We start from the raw sequence: 19846 nt of genomic DNA, 5'->3' as shown, positions 1-19846 counted from the left end.
TACTGATGCAACTGATATTGCAGTAGTGAGCGATGCGTCGTTCACTCGCTCATATTATCAAGGGATAAACGATGAAAGATATTTTACTTGGCGTAAACGTAGACCATATTGCAACGCTCCGTCAGGCGCGTGGCACAAGCTACCCTGATCCAGCGCACGCCGCGGCGGTTGCAGAGCACGCCGGTGCAGATGGTATTACTATTCACTTGCGTGAAGACCGTCGCCATATTCAAGACCGTGATGTGTATGTGATGGCCAAGACAATCCAGACTCGCATGAACTTAGAAATTGCGGTGACTGACGAGATGCTAGACATTGCCTGCGAAGTGAAACCACAATACGTTTGCTTAGTACCAGAAAAACGTGAAGAGCTTACAACTGAAGGCGGGCTAGACGTAGCGGGCAATCTAGATAAAGTGACGGCTGCCACTAAACGCTTAACCGAGGCAGGGATCAAGGTTAGCCTCTTTATTGACGCTGATAAGACGCAATTGGATGCAGCGAAACAAACGGGCGCCCCTTATATTGAGATTCACACAGGCGCTTATGCCGACGCAGAAAACGACGCTGAAATGCAAGCTGAGCTTGAACGGATCCGCGAAGGCGTGAAATATGCACATAGCCTAGGGATTGTTGTTAATGCGGGTCACGGTCTGCATTATCACAACGTTAAAGCGATTGCCGAAATGCCAGAAATTTATGAGCTCAATATTGGCCACGCCATTATTGCAAGAGCAGCGGTAGATGGCCTAGAGAAAGCGGTTCGAGACATGAAGCGCTTGATGCTAGAGGCAAGGCAAGCATAACGCCGCACCAAGACAAATCACGAAGGGCTTCATAGCCCTTTATTTTTGCCGGCTTAATTGAATGCAAAGGCTTTGCGTTATCGACAAAGTTTTCTTGTCTCAGCAAAGCTCACTGAATTAAAAAGATAGATAGAAGCTAACATCAAACTGGTATCAACATGAAGAAACTGGCATTCGCTCTTGCGGGTTGTGCCTTTGCTTCGCAGCCAAGCCTAGCAACAGAAAACAACGAATTCGAAATTATTACAACAACAGCATCCAGACTAGCCACAACGACAGGAGAGCGTCCTGTTAGCCTCTCACAGCTATCTGAAGCCCAACTTGAGGATATCGGTGTTACACACATTGAAAAGGCCTTGAGGTTGGTTGCAGGAGCCAATATACAGCATGGTAACGGGCAAGAATACTTACCTGCTTTGCGCTCCCAAGTGTTATCAGGTGCTGGGGCGTGTGGTGGTATCTTGATGGCAGAAGATGGTATTGCCCTCAGAGCCGCTGGGTTTTGCAATATCAATGAATTGTTTGAATCTCACTTTGAAGCGGCAGAACGTATCGAAGTGCTAAAAGGGCCTAATAGCGTACTTTATGGCTCTAATGCCGTACACGGAGTGGTCAATGTGATCACCGCAAATCATATTCAAGATGAGTCACGTGTTGCTGTAGATGTTGGCTCATATGGCTATAGTAGAGCGCGAATAGGAGCTGGGAATGAGGCGCTTGGCTTAGGGTCCGCGCTGACGCTAACAAAAGATACGGGTTATCGCGATGGCGAGAGCGTAGAGCAGCAAAAGATAAGCGTAAAGCACCAGTATCAAGGTTCGCTGGCTAATGTGGTTTCAGGGGTAACGTACACTCACTTAAACCAGCATACGGCAGGCTATATTACAGGTGACGATAGCTACAAAGATAAGACTTTAGCAAAGCAAAATGAAAACCCCGAAGCGTATAGAAAGGCCGAGTCATTCAGAGCCTGGAGTGAGGTGTCTTGGTTTTGGAATGACACTAATACGGTTTTGTTGAAACCTTACATGCGCTGGCAGGAAATGGAGTTTGTTAAGCACTTCTTACCTGGAAAGCCGTTTGAAGAAAATGGTCAAACCGGCGTGGGGTTGCAAACGCTGGTACAAACAGAATTAAGCGACTCAGTCCAATTAGATTGGGGGGTAGATGCGGAATACACCCAAGGGGAGATGCTGCAATATCAGCCAACACCGACTCAGGGTTCGGCATTCTTACAAGCTACGATCCCACCAGGAAAACATTACGACTACGATGTCGACGCAAGTCAAATCGCTTCTTTCGCAAAGTTGACTTGGCGACAAGGGAACTGGCTAGCTGAGTTGGGCGGGCGATATGAGTCTATGCGCTACGATTATCAGAATTGGCTCCCCACTGGGCGGACTAAAGAAGATGGATCAACATGCAGCATGGGGGGCTGTCGCTATAGTCGTCCCGCGAGTGACACCGATCACTTTAGTTATTTTTCTCCTCAGTTTGGCTTAAGCTATGCTTTGGCAACTTCACACATCGCTTATGTTAACTTGTCTAGCGGTTACCGTGCGCCTCAAGCGGCTGAGCTTTATCAGCTCCAGCGAGCGCAACTAAAAGCATCACTTCAAGAAGAAAAGGCGAACAGTGTTGAGGTGGGGATCAAAGGCAGTACAGACAAGCTGAGTTATCAAGTTGCGGCCTATGAAATGGATAAAGACAATCTGATCTTCCGAGATAGTGATTTTTTCTATATCAATGATGGCCGCGCTAAGTATCGAGGGGTCGAGTTAGAGCTAAGTTATCAACTCTTTGAACGCTGGCAGGTGGACCTTGCCGCAACTCGTACTAAACATACCTACGAGCAAGACAATATTCTCAATAGCATCAATATAAACGGTAATGAGCTAGATTCAGCACCACGAAATTTGGTTAATATGCAGCTACGCTGGCAAGCGCTTGATAACTTAAGTATGTCGCTGGCTTGGCATCATGTGGGAGCATATTTTACCGACCCAGAAAATCGACATCGCTACTCAGGTCATGATTTGCTGACATTAAGAGGAAAGTGGCAGATAAATCCGCAACTGGCGTTGACTTTAAGAGTGAAAAATTTGACCGATGAGCGCTATGCTGAACGAGCTGATTACACTTCATTTAGTGGAGAAAGGTATTTCCCTGGAAGACCAAGAAACGTTTTGGTTTCGCTAGATTATCGCTGGTAAATAACCTGAACTCGGATAAGAAGCGGTATAAAATACTTGTAAAATCACGCAAGAAGTTTATGTCTTGATACCAGGCAAATTTAACGCTCTAGTATGGGATAACAGCTGCTTGAGAACATGTTGTTATCCCGAGTTCAAATTAACTAATAGGGAGTACAAAGCTCCCTATTATAAATTAATCGTCTAGTGAGCGAAGTAGTGCATTAATACCAACTTTCTCGCGAGTTTGTTGGTCTACTTTTTTCACAATGATAGCAGCGTATAGGCTATGAGAACCATCTTTGCTTGGTAGTGAGCCTGGCACCACAACGGCACCTGCTGGTACGCGACCATAGTGGATCTCGCCGGTTTCGCGGTCATAGATACGAGTACTTTGAGAAATATATACACCCATAGAGATAACTGCACCTTCTTCAACAATTACACCTTCTACGATTTCAGAACGCGCGCCGATGAAACAGTTATCTTCAATAATCGTTGGGTTGGCTTGTAGCGGCTCTAAAACGCCACCAATGCCAACACCGCCAGATAGGTGAACGTTTTTACCGATCTGTGCACATGAGCCTACGGTTGCCCAAGTGTCTACCATAGTGCCTTCATCAACATAGGCACCAATATTGACGTAAGACGGCATCAGTACCACGTTTTTACCGACAAAGCTGCCTTGACGAGCAACCGCATTAGGTACTACGCGCATGCCACCTTGCTGGAATTGCTCAGGTGTGTAATCAGAAAACTTTAGCGGTACTTTGTCGTAAAACTGGTTAACGCCATCACTCATTGGTTGGTTATCTCTAATTCTAAAAGACAGTAGCACCGCCTTTTTCAACCATTGATGTACGACCCATTCACCACTGACTTTTTCAGCAACCCGTGCAGCGCCCGAATCCAAAAGCTCAAGTGCTTGAACAATCGCTTGTTTTACTTCGTCTGATACCGCTGTTGGGGTAATGGTATCGCGGTTTTCCCACGCGGTTTCAATCGTTGTTTTTAAATCAGACATAAATTCCTCTTTACTCTGTTTCAGCATTTAATTTTTTGAGTAGCGCTCGATGAAGTTCAGCTTTTTGCACTTCGTCCAACGCCTTGTAATCTTTGTTTGAGACCACGAAAAAGTCTTCCGCACGTTCGCCGACGGTTGTAATGCGCGCGGCATGAATATGCAGTGAATAGCTTTGAAATACCTCGGCAATTTTAGTCAGTAGCCCAGGAATATCAATGGCTTGAATCTCAATTAGGCTCCGGTTTGCTCTGGCATGGGGGCGCAAAATAATCTTCGGCTTAATATTAAAATCTTTGAACTTTTGTGAGCGGTTCTTTTTGACTCTGATTTTCTTTTTAGGATCTTTGAGGAGTGTTTCTAGTCCTCTTCTAATGCCTGCTGCTCGACCGGTGCTAAGTGGATCACCATTGACCTCTAGGATCACAAAGCTAAATACCACGTAGCCATCTTTGGTAGTCATAACCTGAGCATGCTGGATCTGCGCTTTTTTAGAACCAATCACACTTACCAATTTGGCAAATAGAGCGGATTCATACGGGCTGTACACAAACACCTGGGTGCCACCATGCATTGGTTTATTCGATACAATCACACTGGGCAGGCTGAGGTCATCAGATTTGAGTAAGTGCTCGGTATGCCACGAAATTTGTTGCTCACTAAAGGCGGTAAAATAGTTGGCCTTAAAGCGAGACCAAATAAGATCTATATACTGCTCAAAATACCCTAAATTAATCAGCCGTTGTTTGGCTTGACGCTTTTTATCTCGGATCTGATCGCGCATATCCATCGGGTTTTCAAGGCCTAAGCGCAGCGCTCGTTGAGTGTGTAGATACAGCTCTCGTAATAGGGTGTTTTTCCAGTCGTTCCAGAGATTATCATTAGTAGCGCGAATGTCGGCGACAGTTAAACAGTACAAATAATCTAACTGACGTTCATTTTTTACTTTTTGCGCAAACTCGGCGATAACATCGGGGTCGTTAATATCTTTTCGCTGCGCCGTTACCGACATCAATAAGTGGTTTTGCACCAACCAAGCTACCAGTTTAGCGTCAGAAGCGGTAAATCCATGCATTTTGGTAAAGGCGGTGGCATCCACAGCGCCAAGCTCTGAGTGGTCACCTCCACGGCCTTTGGCGATATCATGGAAAATACCGGCCAAATAGAGTAGTTCTGGCTTGTCCATCCGCGCGACAATTTCTGAGCAAATTGGAAACTCGCTGATATGCTCTTTGTCAAAGTAGCGATAAATATTATTAATAAGCTTGTGCGTATGTTCATCCACAGTGTAAGCATGGAACAGGTCAAATTGCATTTGACCAAAAATATTCCGCCATTGGGGGAGGTAGGCTGCAATAATGCCGTGCTTATGCATTAGAGTAAATGCGCGGCCCATGCCGTTTGGATGTTTTAACAGTCGCAAAAAGGCATCGCGGCAACCTGCATAATCTTGTAGATCACCCAGTAAACGACGTCGCACTTGACGCATGGTACGAATGGTACTGGGATCAATTTGTGTGATCCTTGGGTTATCGGCAATGTGCTCAAAAAGTACAAAGAGGTTTTCACGACGGAAGAATACCGAGGGGTTTTTCACTCGGATCTTATTACCGATCCGCTCAAAGTTTCTATCCAGTGGAATGGCTTCTTGTTCAACCTGCTCAGGTAGAATGCTCTGTTCAAAATAAGACAGTAGCATTTGGTTCATTTCACGCACTCGGCTCATGATCCTAAACAAGCGCTTCATCATGCGCTCGACTGAGGCTTTACCCTCAGAACCAAAGCCTAACAATTCAGCAGCATGAGGTTGATGGTCGAACAGCAAACGGTTTTCACTACGTCCCGCAGCTAAATGCAGCGCAAAGCGAATATTCCAAAGGTTTTCGATGCACTCAAGCAGCTCTTGATACTCTTCATGCGTTAGGTAACCATGATTAATTAGCTCTTCTAGTGTCTCTGCGTGGAAGTGCTTTTTCGCGACCCAAAATATGGTTTGTAAATCACGCAGTCCACCTGGGTTTTCTTTAATATTAGGCTCAAGGTTGTAGGCCGTACCGTGACATTTTTTATGGCGAATATTCTGCTCGTTTACCTTGGCGATAAAAAAGTCACTGGATTGCCAGATCGGCGTTTCGATAATATGTCGCTTTAGGCGCTCATATTCAATATGGTTACCGCAAATTAGTCGGCTTTCCAGCAAACTGGTGGTGAAGTGAACATCATTTTGCTTTTGATCAAGCACTTGCTCATGTGTTCGAACACTGTGACCAATGTCTAGCCCAAGATCCCAAAGATAAGTGACAAACTGCTCAAGCCCTATTGTGACTTGCTCACACGGTGCGTCTTTGGTGAGGACCAAAAAATCAATATCTGAAAAGGGGTGTAGCTCTCCTCGTCCATAACCACCGATAGCTATAAGTGCAAGGTCTGGGTATTGTGCCAAACCGGTGTCATTGAATAGTTTAATGAGTAGTCGGTCGATAAATTCGGCACGAGAATTGATTAGGTTACGAACGGGTTGCTTTGAAAATTGATTGCTTAGCCACTTATAAAAATAGCCTAAACAGTCTCGATAGTCAGCCAGCTCTTGTGCTTCATCAAGCAGCGTTTTCACTTTGTTTGGTAATGCCACTTCGGATCCTGTGTCATGCGCGCAAAATCAATAAATCCCCGTTTTACACTAATTAGCGTCGAATTGCGAGTGACGAAAGTGTGATGGGACAAGCTTTGCTCAGCTCGAAATGAACTCGTGATGGCAGCAGAAGGGGCTAGGTTAAAGTGAGCTAAGGTAATTGGCTAAAGGTAAAAAAAGCCAACTGTCTCGTTGGCTTTTTGAATCTGAGTGAGGGTTAAGCTGAATGCGTGATAACGCGGTCGATAGTCTCATCACTACGTAGCGTTAAAATTTCAACGCCATTCTCTGTCACAAGCAGCGTATGCTCCCACTGAGCTGAAAGGCTGCGGTCTTTAGTTACCACAGTCCACTCATCTTTTAGTAGCTTACACTGGCGCTTACCCGCGTTTACCATAGGCTCGATAGTTAAGCACATACCTGCCTTTAACACTTCGCCCGTGCCCGGCTTACCATAGTGCATTACTTGCGGTTCTTCATGGAATTCTTTACCAATACCATGACCACAGTATTCGCGAACGATAGAATAGTTAAAGCCCTCTGCATACTTTTGAATTGCAGCACCAATATCACCAAGGCGCACACCGGGTTTTACCATCTTAATTGCTAAATACAGGCTTTCTTGCGTAATTTCACTCAGACGCTTGCCTTGGATAGTCGGTGTACCAACATAAAACATCTTAGAGGTATCGCCATGATAACCATCTTTGATCACTGTGACATCGATGTTGATAATATCGCCTTCTTTGAGCGGCTTGTCGTTTGGAATACCATGGCAGATAACGTGGTTAACTGAGGTACAAATTGACTTTGGAAAGCCGTGGTAATTTAGTGGTGCCGGGATCGCACCTTGCTCATCAACAATGTAGTTGTGACAAATGGTGTTTAATTCGTCGGTGGTCACCCCTGGCTTAACATACGGCTCGATCATTTCCAGTACATCCGCGGCTAAACGCCCGGCAACACGCATTTTTTCGATTTCTTCAGGGGTTTTGATCACTGCACTCATTTAGACTCCAAGTCAATTTAGATGAACATTTATTATGCACAAATTTTACGCATAAGATTGAGTTAATTCTTTATATATGGTATAAAGCGCGCCGTCTTTTTACAAATAATTCTTCGTCACTCGGTGAAGATGGATGTTTGTAGTTAAGACAACACACTTATTTATTAATATTAACACACACACATATCGACACATACACTTGGGTGCATGCAGTTTCAAAAACTTCGTGTTGGTGCTATGGGATATGTGGAGGCCTAACCCTAACTTATTAGAGGAAATATACAATGGCAAACGTTTCAATGCGCGATATGCTTCAAGCTGGTGTTCACTTCGGTCACCAAGCACGTTACTGGAACCCTAAGATGAAGCCTTTCATCTTCGGTGCACGTAACCGCGTTCATATCATCAACCTAGAAAAAACAGTACCTTTATTCAACGACGCTCTTAAGTTCCTTTCGAACGTTGCTTCAAACAAAGGTAAAATCCTTTTCGTAGGTACTAAGCGCGCTGCAAGCGAAGCAGTTAAAGAAGCGGCTATCCAAAGTGAGCAGTTCTACGTAAATCACCGTTGGTTAGGTGGTATGTTGACTAACTGGAAAACAGTTCGTCAATCAATCAAGCGTCTTAAAGACCTTGAGACTCAAAGCCAAGACGGTACTTTTGAGAAGCTTACTAAGAAAGAAGCGCTAATGCTTACTCGTGAAATGCAAAAGCTTGAGAAAGGCCTTGGCGGTATCAAAGACATGGGCGGTCTTCCAGACGCTATCTTTGTTATCGACGCAGACCACGAGCACATCGCTATCCGTGAAGCTAACAACCTAGGTATCCCAGTTGTATCTGTTGTTGATACTAACTCTAACCCAGATGGTGTTGATTTCATCATCCCAGGTAACGACGATGCTATCCGTGCAATCCAGCTATACACTGGTGCAGTAGCAGCAGCTATCACTGAAGGTCGTGAGAGCAACATCGTTGCTCAAGCAGAAAACGACGACTTCGTTGAAGCTGAGTAATTACCTGATTAGGTATTAGCTGTCATCAAGTCTTCATCAAATTGTTGGTGAAGACTTGATATTCTTTATAAGCGACTGACTGCTTATCCCGTTGTTTGCCAAGCAGACCTTGAAAGATAACGGATTTATATCAAATTGAGGCAAGCTGTACTTGATTTGATATTCAGCCAACCTAAGGTTGGTTTTATCAAGAACTGAATTCAGATTTGAGGATATTCTAATGGCTGTAACTGCTGCCCTAGTAAAAGAACTTCGTGAGCGCACTGGCGCTGGCATGATGGATTGTAAAAAAGCACTAACTGAAACTAACGGTGACATCGATCTAGCTATCGAAAACATGCGTAAAAGTGGTGCTGCTAAAGCTGCTAAAAAAGCAGGTAACATCGCTGCTGAAGGTACTATCATCATCAAGCAAGGCGAAGGTTTTGCTGCACTAGTAGAAGTTAACTGTCAAACTGACTTCGTAGCAAAAGATGCAAGCTTCCTAGCATTTGCTAACGAAGTTGCTGAAGCTGCTGTAGCTGAGCAAGTAACTATCGAAGACTTACAAGCTAAGTTCGAAGAGACTCGCGTTGCACTAGTTGCTAAAATCGGTGAGAACATGAACATCCGTCGTGTTTCTTACATCCAAGGTGACAAACTAGTTGCTTACCGTCACGGCGAGCGTATCGGTGTTGTTGTAGCTGGTGATGCTGACGAAGAAACACTTAAGCACGTTGCAATGCACGTTGCTGCTTCTAAGCCAGACTACCTAAACCCAGAAGATGTACCGGCTGAAGTAGTTGAAAAAGAAAAAGCGGTTCAAGTTGACATCGCAATGAACGAAGGTAAGCCAGCTGAAATCGCTGAGAAGATGGTTGTTGGTCGTATGAAGAAGTTCACTGGTGAGATCTCTCTTACTGGTCAAGCTTTCATCATGGAACCTAAGAAATCAGTGGGTGACTACCTTAAAGAGAAGAATGCATCAGTTTCTTCATTCGTTCGCCTAGAAGTAGGTGAAGGTATCGAGAAGAAAGAAGAAGATTTCGCAGCAGAAGTTGCAGCACAAATCGCTGCGGCTAAAGGCGAGTAATCACTAACTGTGATGCCTAATGACGCAAAAGCTGACAATAGCTTTGCGTCATTGCTGAAAATTCTCTAAAATAACCGCGCATTTATGTCTAGCATAAGCGCGGTTATTTTTTACCTCACTTTTAATTGGCCCGGATATTATGACTATCAATAAAAAACCTGTTTTTAGACGCGTTCTTTTAAAGCTTAGTGGTGAAGCTTTAATGGGAGATGAAGGCTTTGGTATCGATCCAAAAGTATTGGATCGTATGGCACAAGAAATCAAAGAGTTAGTAGAGCTCGACGTAGAAGTGGGTTTAGTTATCGGTGGCGGTAACTTCTTACGTGGTGGTTCACTGGCAGAAGCGGGCATGAACCGAGTTGTGGGCGACCACATGGGCATGTTAGCCACTGTTATGAATGGTTTGGCAATGCGTGACGCGTTGCACCGTGCTTTTGTAAATGCACGTTTGATGTCTGCAATTCCACTAAATGGTGTGTGTGATGCTTACAACTGGGCAGAAGCAATCAGCCTATTAAAGTCTGGCCGTGTTGTTATTTTCTCTGCTGGTACTGGCAATCCGTTTTTTACTACGGACTCTGCTGCCTGTTTACGTGGTATCGAGATAGAGGCTGACACGGTAATCAAAGCCACTAAAGTGGAAGGCGTATTTAGCGACGATCCGGTTAAAAACCCAGACGCAAAGCTATATCGCCACCTAACGTACAATGAAGTGATTGACCAAGAATTGAAAGTGATGGACTTAGCTGCATTCACATTGGCTCGTGACCACAATATGCCAATTAGCGTATTCAACATGAACAAGCCGGGTGCATTGAAAAATGTCATCATGGGTGAAGAAGAGGGAACACTGATCTCTTCTCAAGCAGCAGAATAATCTGACGACGATATCAGTAACTCGTGGTTAGGTAGCGAATCTCTAAATTGCGAGTATAATCTGGCATAACAAGAACAGACTAGGAAAGTATTGTGATCGAAGATATTAAAAAAGACGCTCAAGAGCGCATGAAAAAAAGTGTGGCTGCACTTGCAAGTCAACTTTCTAAAATCCGCACCGGTCGTGCACACCCTGCGCTATTAGATGGTATCTCTGTTTCTTACTACGGTGCAGACACTCCGCTAAACCAAGTAGCAAACGTAACGACTGAAGATTCTCGCACACTTGCGATCAGTGTGTTCGATAAGTCATTAGCTCAAGCGGTAGAAAAAGCAATCATGTCTTCAGACTTAGGCCTAAACCCTATGTCTGCAGGGACCGTTATCCGTGTACCACTTCCTCCGCTAACAGAAGAGCGTCGTAAAGATCTTATCAAGATCGTACGTGGCGAAGTGGAAGGTGGGCGTGTTGCAGTACGTAATATTCGTCGCGACGCGAACGGTGATGTGAAATCTTTACTAAAAGACAAAGAAATCTCTGAAGATGAAGCGCGTCAAGCTGAAGATGAAATCCAAAAGCTAACTGACAAGTACATCAAAGAAATGGATACACAACTAAGCGCCAAAGAAGCTGAGTTGATGGAAATCTAAATGTCTTTAATCTAGCCATTGCATAAAACTGATTACCGGAAAAATCTGTTTTGTTTCTGAGCAGTTAGCGAGTTTTTGGCTAGGTACATCGACAAATTTATTAGGTTTGAAGCGCGCCTAGGGTATACTAGGCGGCGTTTTTTTTCACTTAAATTGGAATTATGATTTTAGAAGCAGAGGTTATTTCGCAGCAATCATTGCCAAAACATGTTGCGATAATAATGGATGGCAACGGTCGTTGGGCGCAAGCTCGTAGACGTCCTCGTGCCTTCGGACACAAAAAGGGTGTAGACTCGGTTCGTCGTGCCGTGCAATTCTGTTCCAAGTTAGGCATAGAGTCTTTGACACTATTTGCCTTCAGTAGTGAAAACTGGCGTAGACCAGAAGATGAAGTCAGTACATTAATGGAGTTATTCATTTATGTGCTGTCTAAAGAAGTTAAGAAATTAAATAAGAACAACGTAAAGCTAACCATTATTGGCGACCTTTCTCGCTTTCCTAATAGTCTCCAGCAGCGTGTTCATGAAGCTCAGACATTGACCCAGGACAATACAGGGCTTAACTTAAACATTGCAGCAAATTATGGTGGCCGTTGGGATATCACACAAGCAGCGCAGCATCTTGCCGAGCAAGTCGCTGCGGGTCATATGCAACCAAGTGATATTACCGAAGAAGCACTAACAGAGCAGATGATGATGGCTGATCAAGCAAGTCTAGACTTATTGATCAGAACGGGAGGAGACTTCCGCATCAGTAACTTTTTGCTGTGGCAAGCTGCATACGCCGAACTCTATTTTACTGACACGCTTTGGCCTGATTTTGACGAGCAAGCATTCTCTGAAGCCATCGCTTGTTACGTGTCTAGAGAGCGACGCTTCGGATGCACAGGAGAGCAAATTAAGCAGCTCCTAGCTGAGAAAGACGCAACAAGTTAAGGGTTCAAATTTGTTAAAACAACGTATTCTAACGTCAGCGGTGCTTGCACCTTTGGCACTACTTTTGGTGTTTTATACACCACTTGCAATGTTTAGTACCATTGCAGCACTAATTGTTTTACTTGGTGCATGGGAGTGGTCGGCACTTGCTGGCCTATGTCAAAAAAGGCAACGCTTCACCTTTGTGGGTGTAATGGCGGTATTGATATTATTATTGAACACCCACTGGCCAATCCAAGATTTATGGCAACAAGGTCGTTTGGTAGCAGATGCAAACTATGTTTTCACACTTGCCTTTGCGTGGTGGTTAGTTGCAACTTTCCTAGTTGTTAAGTATCCGCGGGCAGCAAGAGCTTGGAATGAAGGTATTATGATGCGGTCAATTGCTGGCGTTTTAACGCTTATACCGCTTTGGCTGGCGTTAAACGTAATGCGTAGTGCCGGCTATGAAGACGGTGAGCATATTGGCTCGGTGTTAATCATGGTTGTACTGGGAATTGTGTGGAGTGCTGACATTGGAGCTTATTTCGCTGGTAAAAATTTAGGTAAACACAAGTTAATGCCCAAAGTGAGCCCTAATAAGACGATTGAAGGGCTTGTTGGTGGTGTTATCACTGCCGTTATTTTTGTGCTGATATTTTGCCACTTTGCCGCGATTGACATAAATATGTGGCCAGTATATTCAGCAATGACAGTGGTCATTGCATTGTTTTCGGCAGTAGGTGATTTGCTAGAAAGCATGTTTAAACGTGAAGTTGGTTTAAAAGATTCAGGTCGTTGTTTGCCGGGGCATGGTGGGATTTTAGATCGCATCGATAGCCTAACCGCAGCAGCGCCTATTTTTGCATTTTGCTACGCTTGGACGGTTGTGCTATGAGCCAGCAAAACTTGGTAGTACTTGGAGCAACAGGCTCTATCGGACTATCAACCTTAGATGTTGTCAGTCGCAATGAAGAGCAATATCGTGTTTTTGCACTTATTGCTGGGCAAAATGCAGAAAAGATGGCGGAGCTTTGTGTCGCCCATCAACCTAAATATGCGGTTATGAGCTCTGAGGCTGCAGCTAAGCAACTTTCTCAACATTTGTCTAATACCACAACTGAAGTCCTTAGCGGCGTTGATGCAATGGCTGAGATGGCTCGTCATATTGATGTAGATATCGTAATGTCGGCGATTGTTGGAGCTGCTGGGTTGCTCCCAACGCTAGCTGCGGTAGAAGCAGGCAAAAAAGTATTGCTCGCCAACAAAGAATCTCTGGTCATGAGTGGTCAGCTATTCATGGACAAAGTAAAAACGCATGGCGCAACACTCTTACCTATCGACAGTGAGCACAACGCAATTTATCAATGCTTACCGAGTACTATTCAGCGCGGTGAATCAACTCAACTGATTGACAGTGGTGTGAGCAAAATTTTGCTCACAGGCTCCGGCGGTCCGTTTTTAAATCGTCCACTGGAAACCCTAGCAGCGGTAACTGTAGAAGAAGCTGTGGCACATCCAAACTGGTCTATGGGAAGAAAAATCTCCGTCGATTCAGCGACGATGATGAACAAGGGGTTGGAGTTTATCGAAGCAAAATGGTTATTCCACTGTGATGCGGACGATATTGAAGTCGTTATCCACCCTCAAAGCATGATCCATTCGATGGTACAGTATCGTGACGGCTCAGTGCTCGCGCAAATGGGGCAACCTGACATGCGCACGCCCATAGCATACGGATTAGCATATCCAAATCGTATTGATGCGGGGGTCGCGCCATTAGACTTTTCTCAAATCGTTGACTTTACCTTTACCAAGCCTGACTTTAACCGCTATCCCAATTTAAAATTGGCGATTGATGCCTGTCGCAGCGGGCAAGCAGCGACAACGACGGTGAATGCCGCGAACGAAATCGCCGTTGCTGCGTTCTTAGACGGACGGATCGGGTTTTGTGATATTTATCGAGTTAATGCTTTAACACTTGAGCAAAGTGCACTTGGCGTATTAGAATCCGTTGAGTCTATAATGGAAACAGACCGCGCGGCACGGCGTCGAGCACAGCAAATCATCGAAACATTGAGGTAACTATGTTTGAATTTTTCTGGCACTTAGGTTCATTTATTTTTGCTCTGGGAATTTTAGTTACCGTTCATGAATATGGCCATTTTTGGGTTGCCAGAAAAGCCGGTGTTAAAGTATTACGATTTTCTATCGGCTTTGGAAAGCCGCTGGTGAAATGGTACGATAAACACCAAACCGAATATGTAATCGCTGCCATTCCACTTGGTGGCTATGTGAAAATGCTCGATGAGCGCGTAGATGACGTGCCGGAGCAAGAGCGTCATCTAGCTTTTAATAACAAACCCGTATTATCTCGCATTGCCGTTGTAGCGGCAGGTCCCATCGCTAATTTCTTATTTGCTATCGTAGCCTTAGCCGCTATGTATATGGTTGGTGTACAGTCAGCTAAGCCTGTTGTAGGTGAAGTGAAACCAGCTAGTATAGCAGCCGGTGCAGGCTTTAAAGCGGGCGATCACATTATTGCCTTGAACGATGAAGTTGTGCATTCGTGGCAGGACGTTACTTTCGAATTAATGGCGCACTTAGGTGAGCCTACTTTAGTGGCAAAGGTACAAGATGAAAAGGGCAGCCTTGCTGTACGTACGTTAAGGCTAAGTGAGTGGAAACTAGAAAAACAAGACGAAGCACCATTAACGTCGGTGGGCATTACGCCATATCGTCCCCGTCTGACATTGCAGTTAGGTTATATCGAAGAGGGAGCCGCTGCAGACAAAGCAGGCCTACAGGTCCAGGACATCTTAGTGGCATTAAATGGCGAAAAACTAACGTCTTGGGAAGCATTCGTCAGCCGAGTACAAAAGTCAGCCAATCAAGATATTACATTAGATATTGAGCGAGCAGGCCGTCAGCAAACATTAATCGTGACACCACAGGCGAAAAAATCAGCAGAAGGGATCGTGCAAGGTTACCTTGGTGTTGTGCCTGTGATGGAAAAGTGGCCAAATGGCTACATTGAAACTAGACAATACGGCATCCTAGATAGTATGGTGCTTGGCACTCGTAAAACCTATGACTTGATTGCCCTCAGTTTTGATATGATTGGCAACTTACTAACGGGTCAAGTTTCGGTAAAAAATCTAAGTGGCCCAGTTGGGATCGCAGTAAGTGCTGGAAATAGTGTTAGTTACGGATTAGTTGCATTTTTAGGCTTCTTGGCGCTTATCAGCGTGAATCTAGGAGTTTTTAACTTATTACCGCTCCCTGTCTTAGATGGTGGGCATTTAATGTATTACTTAATTGAACTAATTCGCAGAAAACCAGTCTCTGAAAAGACACAAGAGTTTGGGTTTAAGATTGGAGCAGCGCTTCTTCTTGCCTTAACATTTTTTGCACTATTTAATGACGTTTCTCGGCTTTAAGCCGTGCGGTGCTATAAAGCGCAAATTATATACAGTTTAAATGTTTGCAGTATTGTTCAAACATACAACCGATAACACAATGCACAAGCTGTAACGTTTGAATGTTGTGATGTAATGGGCCTTAGCGTATCGCGCCAAAATTGTTGTAAAGGATAAAGATAATAAAATGCCTATAAAAAAACACATTGCAGTAACCAGTTTACTGGGCGCTAGTTTTGCTGCCTTAGGGCAAAACTCCTTTATCGTAGAAGATTTGAAAGTAGAAGGGCTGCAGCGCGTTGCACTTGGTGCTGCATTGACACATATTCCGATCAACGTTGGTGACAATATTGATCAGTTTACAATTTCACGCACTATCAAGGCGCTGTACAAGTCAGGTCACTTTGACAACATCGCAGTATTTCGTGATGGTAATCAGATTATCTTTAAGGTCAAGGAACGTCCAACAATCAGCTCGATTGAGTTTGACGGAAATAAAGACATAAAAGATGAGCAACTCAACGAAAGCTTAGAGCAACAAAATATTCGTCAAGGTGAGCCGCTCGATAAAACGGTACTAGATAGCATCGAGAAAGGCTTAACAGAGTTCTTCCACAGTATTGGTAAGTACAACGCAAAAGTAGAGGTAAGTATTGTTGAGCTGCCTCGTAACCGCGTTAAGTTAATGCTAGAGTTTGATGAAGGCGACGCCGCTTCTGTACGCCAAATCAACCTAGTCGGAAACGAGCTGTTCTCAGATGAAGAATTGTTAAGTTTGGTTGAATCTCAGCAAGACTTACCTTGGTGGCGTTTTCTTTCGAATGACCGTTATCAGAAACAAACCATCGAAGGCGATTTAGAGAAGATCCGCAGTTTTTACTTAGACCGTGGTTATTTGCGTTTTAATATCGATTCTACTCAGGTTTCAGTTAGCCCTGAGCGCGAATCTGTTTATGTTACGGCAAACATTACCGAAGGTGAAAAGTACACCGTTAAAGGGTTTGACTTTATTGGTGACTTGCTAGGCCGTGAAGACCTGATTAAAGAAATTGTACCACTACGCGCTGGTGAGCTTTACAACGGCTCTGTAGTAACGGCGACTGAAGACTTTATTAAAAGCTATCTAGCAAGGTTCGGTTATGCAAACGCTGAAGTTCGCACCGTGCCGGAAATTGACGATGAAAACAAAGAAGTTCAGCTGACGTTATCCGTTGAACCAGGTAAACGCGTGTACGTGCGCCGTATCGTGGTGAACGGAAACCAAAACACAGCCGATGAAGTACTTCGTCGTGAAATGACACAGTTAGAAGGTGCATGGCTCTCAAACCAAAACCTTGAACGCTCTAAGTTACAAATTCAACGTTTGCCTTATATGGAATCGGTAGAATTTGAAGTCAATCCAATCCCAGGTGTTGAAGACCAAGTAGACGTAGACTTTACAGTGAAAGAGCAACCAGCAGGTAGCTTCCAAGCTGGGGTTGCATACGGTTCTTATGCGGGTCTGCAATTTAATATCGGCGTGAGTGAATCAAACTTCCTCGGCTCTGGTAATCAGGTGGCATTTAATATTAATACGTCACGTGGTTCAGAGCGCTACAGTGTCTCGTATACAGATCCTTACTTTACTCCAGATGGTGTCTCTCAGGGCAGTAGCGTCTTCTTTAGTAAATTTGATGCCAGCGAATTTGGTATTGTTGACTATAAATCAACGAGCTATGGTATCGGTACTAACTTTGGATTCCCAATTAATGCAATTAACCGTGTTAACTTTGGTATTCGTTGGATAGAAGAAAGTCTGTCACAAATCTCAAACTTTGAGCAGACTCGTGTGCTACGTGAAAGCTTTTTTAATGAAAGTGACCCAAGTTCTGATTACGACTTTACTAAGTATGAATTAAGTGCAGGTTGGTCTCGAGTTACGGTTAACCGTGGTATGTTCCCAACAGCGGGTTCTCGTCAAACTTTAAACCTTAGCGTGACAACGCCAAACTCAGATTTGAACTTTTTCAAAATTAATTATGATTCGCGTTTCTACTGGCCGATCAGTAATGACCATCGCTGGGTATTCTCTGCAAGAGCAGGCTTAGGTTATGGTAATGGTTATGGGGAAACAAATGGTTTTGAGCAGGTACTGCCATTCCAAGAGTTCTTCCGTATCTCAGAGCAAGAGTTACGTGGTTTTGATCGTAATACCATTCTACCGAGAGCGGTACAGCGTTCACCTAAGTGTCTTCCAGGCACACCAGAACCAGATGGTACAGCGGGTAGTTGTATTGTAGCTGACCCTGAGTTTGACACACTCTCTCTAGGTGGTCGTATTGGTGGTAACGCTAAAGCGCTTGCTGGCCTTGAGCTAATCGTACCGACTCCATTCCTAGATGAGGAAAATACAAGTTCTGTAAGAACCAGCTTCTTCGTTGACGCAGCGAACGTTTGGGATACTGAGTTTGATGTAGATCGCTACAACAACTTAACAGAAGATCAGTACAAGTTACTATCTGATTTCTCTGATCCAACTAGGTTCAGAGTATCGACGGGTTTATCGATTCAGTGGATCTCACCGATGGGTCCAATGCTGATCAGTTTCGCTTACCCACTCAAAAAAGAAGAAGAAGACGATACGAAGACGATCAGCTTCAATATCAGTAATACATTCTAAGGAGTTTTATTGTGAAAAAATTTATTAAATCATCAACACTAGCCATGACAGCTGCACTAATGATGGGTGCTTCAGGTAGCGCACTTGCACATAAAGTGGGTATTGTCGATATGCAAGAAGTGTATAAGCAAATCCCACAAATGGCGAAAATTGAGCAAACACTTCAAGCTGAGTTTGCTGAGCGCCGTCAAGAGCTAGAAAAAATTCAAGGCGACATTCGTTTTGAAGCTGAAAAGTTCAAGCGTGAATCAACCACGATGAGCGAAGAACAAAAAGAAGCGCTACGTGAAAAAATTCAAGGTATGCAAAAGACACTTGCAGAAAAAGGTCGTCCTTTAGAACAAGAAATCAAAGTACGTCAAAACCAAGAGCTTGCTAAAGTACAGAAACTAATCGTAGATGCGATTGAGTCTGTTGCTAAAAAAGGTAAGTTTGACGAGGTTAAAGTAAAAGATACGACAATTTACTTTAATCCTGATAAAGTAGCCGACCTTTCTGATGAAGTGGTAAAAGCGGTTAGCAATAAGTAATGACAAAACTTTACACCTTATCTCAACTGGCTGAGTTTTTAGGTGCTCAGCTTCAAGGTGATGGCGATAAACCTATTCGGAATATTGCCACCCTTGCAATGGCTAAAGACGACCAAATCGCCTTTTTAGCCAACAGCAAATACCGTGGTCAGCTTGACAGCACGACCGCGGGTGCCGTGATCTTAAGTGAAAAGGACGCGGACTTCTTTTCTGGTAATAAACTCATCATCGCAGATCCTTACGTTGCTTATGCAAAGTTGGCACAGAAGCTTGATTCTACGCCTAGCGCAGCATCTGGAGTTCATAAAACTGCGGTTATTTCTGAAACAGCAGTACTTGGCAAAGACGTGAGTGTCGGCGCGAATGCAGTTGTAGAAGATGGTGCCGTAATTGGCGATGGCGTTGAGATAGGGCCCGGCTGTTTCGTTGGGAAACATGCCAAAATAGGCGCAAATACTAAACTCTGGGCAAACGTTACCGTCTATCATGAGGTGCAGATTGGAGAGCAATGCTTATTTCAGTCTGGCGCAGTGATCGGGAGCGATGGTTTTGGCTACGCGAACGAAAAAGGCGAGTGGGTGAAGATCCCACAGGTTGGCACAGTAATTATTGGTGACCGTGTTGAAGTGGGCGCGAGTACTTCTATCGACCGAGGTGCCCTTGAAGACACCATTATTCACAGCAATGTTATTTTAGATAACCAGATCCAAATTGCTCACAATGTTGAGGTTGGGTACGGTACTGCAATTGCTGGCTGCACTGTGTTAGCGGGCAGTGTTAAAATTGGCAAGTATTGTCAGATTGGTGGAATGACAGCGATTAACGGTCACAACGAAATCTGTGATGGTGTTGTTATCACCGGTATGAGCATGGTTACCAAAGGTATTACCGAACCGGGGATCTACTCTTCTGGTTTGCCACACCAAACGAATAAAGAGTGGCGTAAGTCTATCGCACACTTACGCAATTTATCTGACTTTAAGTCGCGCTTAAAAGCCTTAGAAGTGCTTACGGCAACACTTAAAGATACTGATGTAGAATAAGGAAGCTAT

16 protein-coding genes are annotated in these 19846 nt (G+C 44.3%); 13 read left to right on the top strand and 3 right to left on the bottom strand.

Going from position 1 to position 19846, the window contains the following annotated elements; all coding sequences use genetic code 11:
- Positions 1-71: 71 nt before the first annotated feature.
- Together pdxJ and CEX98_RS06150 are read left to right on the top strand one after the other, a co-directional pair.
- Positions 72-806, top strand: a complete 735-nt coding sequence (gene pdxJ, locus CEX98_RS06155; RefSeq protein WP_099641234.1) for a pyridoxine 5'-phosphate synthase — start codon at positions 72-74, stop codon at positions 804-806.
- Between the two features lie 158 nt (positions 807-964).
- Positions 965-3019: a TonB-dependent receptor gene (locus CEX98_RS06150; protein WP_099641233.1), complete on the top strand. Its 2055-nt coding sequence runs from the start codon at positions 965-967 to the stop codon at positions 3017-3019.
- A 175-nt stretch (positions 3020-3194) separates the two neighbouring features.
- Here CEX98_RS06150 and dapD read toward each other — a convergent pair whose 3' ends face one another.
- The 3 genes from dapD to map form a co-directional block, all read right to left on the bottom strand.
- Positions 3195-4022: a 2,3,4,5-tetrahydropyridine-2,6-dicarboxylate N-succinyltransferase gene (gene dapD, locus CEX98_RS06145; RefSeq protein WP_099641232.1), complete on the bottom strand. Its 828-nt coding sequence runs from the start codon at positions 4020-4022 to the stop codon at positions 3195-3197.
- Between the two features lie 10 nt (positions 4023-4032).
- Positions 4033-6651: a [protein-PII] uridylyltransferase gene (glnD, locus tag CEX98_RS06140; RefSeq protein ID WP_099641231.1), complete on the bottom strand. Its 2619-nt coding sequence runs from the start codon at positions 6649-6651 to the stop codon at positions 4033-4035.
- A gap of 217 nt (positions 6652-6868) precedes the next feature.
- Positions 6869-7660, bottom strand: coding sequence for a type I methionyl aminopeptidase (gene map / locus CEX98_RS06135; protein WP_099641230.1), 792 nt, complete (start codon positions 7658-7660; stop codon positions 6869-6871).
- A gap of 284 nt (positions 7661-7944) precedes the next feature.
- Here map and rpsB point away from each other — a divergent pair, with 284 nt between their 5' ends.
- The 11 genes from rpsB (at position 7945) to lpxD (ending at position 19837) form a co-directional block, all read left to right on the top strand.
- Entirely contained in the window at positions 7945-8673 is a 729-nt protein-coding gene (rpsB, locus tag CEX98_RS06130; RefSeq protein ID WP_099641229.1) for a 30S ribosomal protein S2, read from the top strand.
- A 220-nt stretch (positions 8674-8893) separates the two neighbouring features.
- Entirely contained in the window at positions 8894-9745 is an 852-nt protein-coding gene (tsf, locus tag CEX98_RS06125) for a translation elongation factor Ts (RefSeq protein WP_099641228.1), read from the top strand.
- Positions 9746-9884: 139 nt separating this feature from the next.
- Positions 9885-10622 (top strand): UMP kinase, encoded by a 738-nt coding sequence (gene pyrH / locus CEX98_RS06120; protein ID WP_099641227.1) that lies wholly within the window; start codon positions 9885-9887, stop codon positions 10620-10622.
- Positions 10623-10714: 92 nt separating this feature from the next.
- The gene (frr, locus tag CEX98_RS06115) at positions 10715-11272 is read left to right on the top strand and encodes a ribosome recycling factor (RefSeq protein WP_099641226.1); all 558 of its coding nucleotides are present in this window, start codon (positions 10715-10717) and stop codon (positions 11270-11272) included.
- Between the two features lie 161 nt (positions 11273-11433).
- A complete protein-coding gene (locus CEX98_RS06110; RefSeq protein WP_099641225.1) occupies positions 11434-12207 on the top strand; it encodes an isoprenyl transferase in 774 nt (257 codons plus the stop codon).
- A gap of 10 nt (positions 12208-12217) precedes the next feature.
- On the top strand, positions 12218-13084 hold the full coding sequence (locus CEX98_RS06105; protein WP_099641224.1) for a phosphatidate cytidylyltransferase: 867 nt from the start codon (positions 12218-12220) through the stop codon (positions 13082-13084).
- Positions 13081-14271, top strand: coding sequence for a 1-deoxy-D-xylulose-5-phosphate reductoisomerase (gene ispC, locus CEX98_RS06100; protein WP_099641223.1), 1191 nt, complete (start codon positions 13081-13083; stop codon positions 14269-14271). The genes CEX98_RS06105 and ispC overlap by 4 nt, the downstream gene beginning before the upstream one ends.
- Before the next feature lie 2 nt (positions 14272-14273).
- Positions 14274-15626, top strand: a complete 1353-nt coding sequence (gene rseP / locus CEX98_RS06095) for a sigma E protease regulator RseP (RefSeq protein ID WP_099641222.1) — start codon at positions 14274-14276, stop codon at positions 15624-15626.
- Between the two features lie 166 nt (positions 15627-15792).
- Positions 15793-18264, top strand: a complete 2472-nt coding sequence (gene bamA / locus CEX98_RS06090; protein ID WP_099641221.1) for an outer membrane protein assembly factor BamA — start codon at positions 15793-15795, stop codon at positions 18262-18264.
- Between the two features lie 11 nt (positions 18265-18275).
- Positions 18276-18794: an OmpH family outer membrane protein gene (locus CEX98_RS06085; protein ID WP_099641220.1), complete on the top strand. Its 519-nt coding sequence runs from the start codon at positions 18276-18278 to the stop codon at positions 18792-18794.
- Entirely contained in the window at positions 18794-19837 is a 1044-nt protein-coding gene (gene lpxD, locus CEX98_RS06080; RefSeq protein WP_099641219.1) for a UDP-3-O-(3-hydroxymyristoyl)glucosamine N-acyltransferase, read from the top strand. Before CEX98_RS06085 ends, lpxD begins: the two co-directional genes overlap by 1 nt.
- Positions 19838-19846: the final 9 nt, after the last annotated feature.

It is taken from the genome of Pseudoalteromonas piscicida (assembly GCF_002744175.1).
Classification (GTDB): Bacteria; Pseudomonadota; Gammaproteobacteria; order Enterobacterales; family Alteromonadaceae; genus Pseudoalteromonas; species Pseudoalteromonas piscicida_B.
This window is presented reverse-complemented; position numbering and strand designations above follow the sequence as displayed.

Coding starts and splice junctions, on each gene's coding strand:
- map (WP_099641230.1), bottom strand. CDS start 7,660: ATGAGTGCAGTGATCAAAACCCCTGAAGAAATCGAAAAAATGCGTGTT.
- lpxD (WP_099641219.1), top strand. CDS start 18,794: ATGACAAAACTTTACACCTTATCTCAACTGGCTGAGTTTTTAGGTGCT.
- bamA (WP_099641221.1), top strand. CDS start 15,793: ATGCCTATAAAAAAACACATTGCAGTAACCAGTTTACTGGGCGCTAGT.
- ispC (WP_099641223.1), top strand. CDS start 13,081: ATGAGCCAGCAAAACTTGGTAGTACTTGGAGCAACAGGCTCTATCGGA.
- pyrH (WP_099641227.1), top strand. CDS start 9,885: ATGACTATCAATAAAAAACCTGTTTTTAGACGCGTTCTTTTAAAGCTT.
- tsf (WP_099641228.1), top strand. CDS start 8,894: ATGGCTGTAACTGCTGCCCTAGTAAAAGAACTTCGTGAGCGCACTGGC.
- CEX98_RS06150 (WP_099641233.1), top strand. CDS start 965: ATGAAGAAACTGGCATTCGCTCTTGCGGGTTGTGCCTTTGCTTCGCAG.
- rseP (WP_099641222.1), top strand. CDS start 14,274: ATGTTTGAATTTTTCTGGCACTTAGGTTCATTTATTTTTGCTCTGGGA.
- dapD (WP_099641232.1), bottom strand. CDS start 4,022: ATGTCTGATTTAAAAACAACGATTGAAACCGCGTGGGAAAACCGCGAT.
- rpsB (WP_099641229.1), top strand. CDS start 7,945: ATGGCAAACGTTTCAATGCGCGATATGCTTCAAGCTGGTGTTCACTTC.
- CEX98_RS06110 (WP_099641225.1), top strand. CDS start 11,434: ATGATTTTAGAAGCAGAGGTTATTTCGCAGCAATCATTGCCAAAACAT.
- pdxJ (WP_099641234.1), top strand. CDS start 72: ATGAAAGATATTTTACTTGGCGTAAACGTAGACCATATTGCAACGCTC.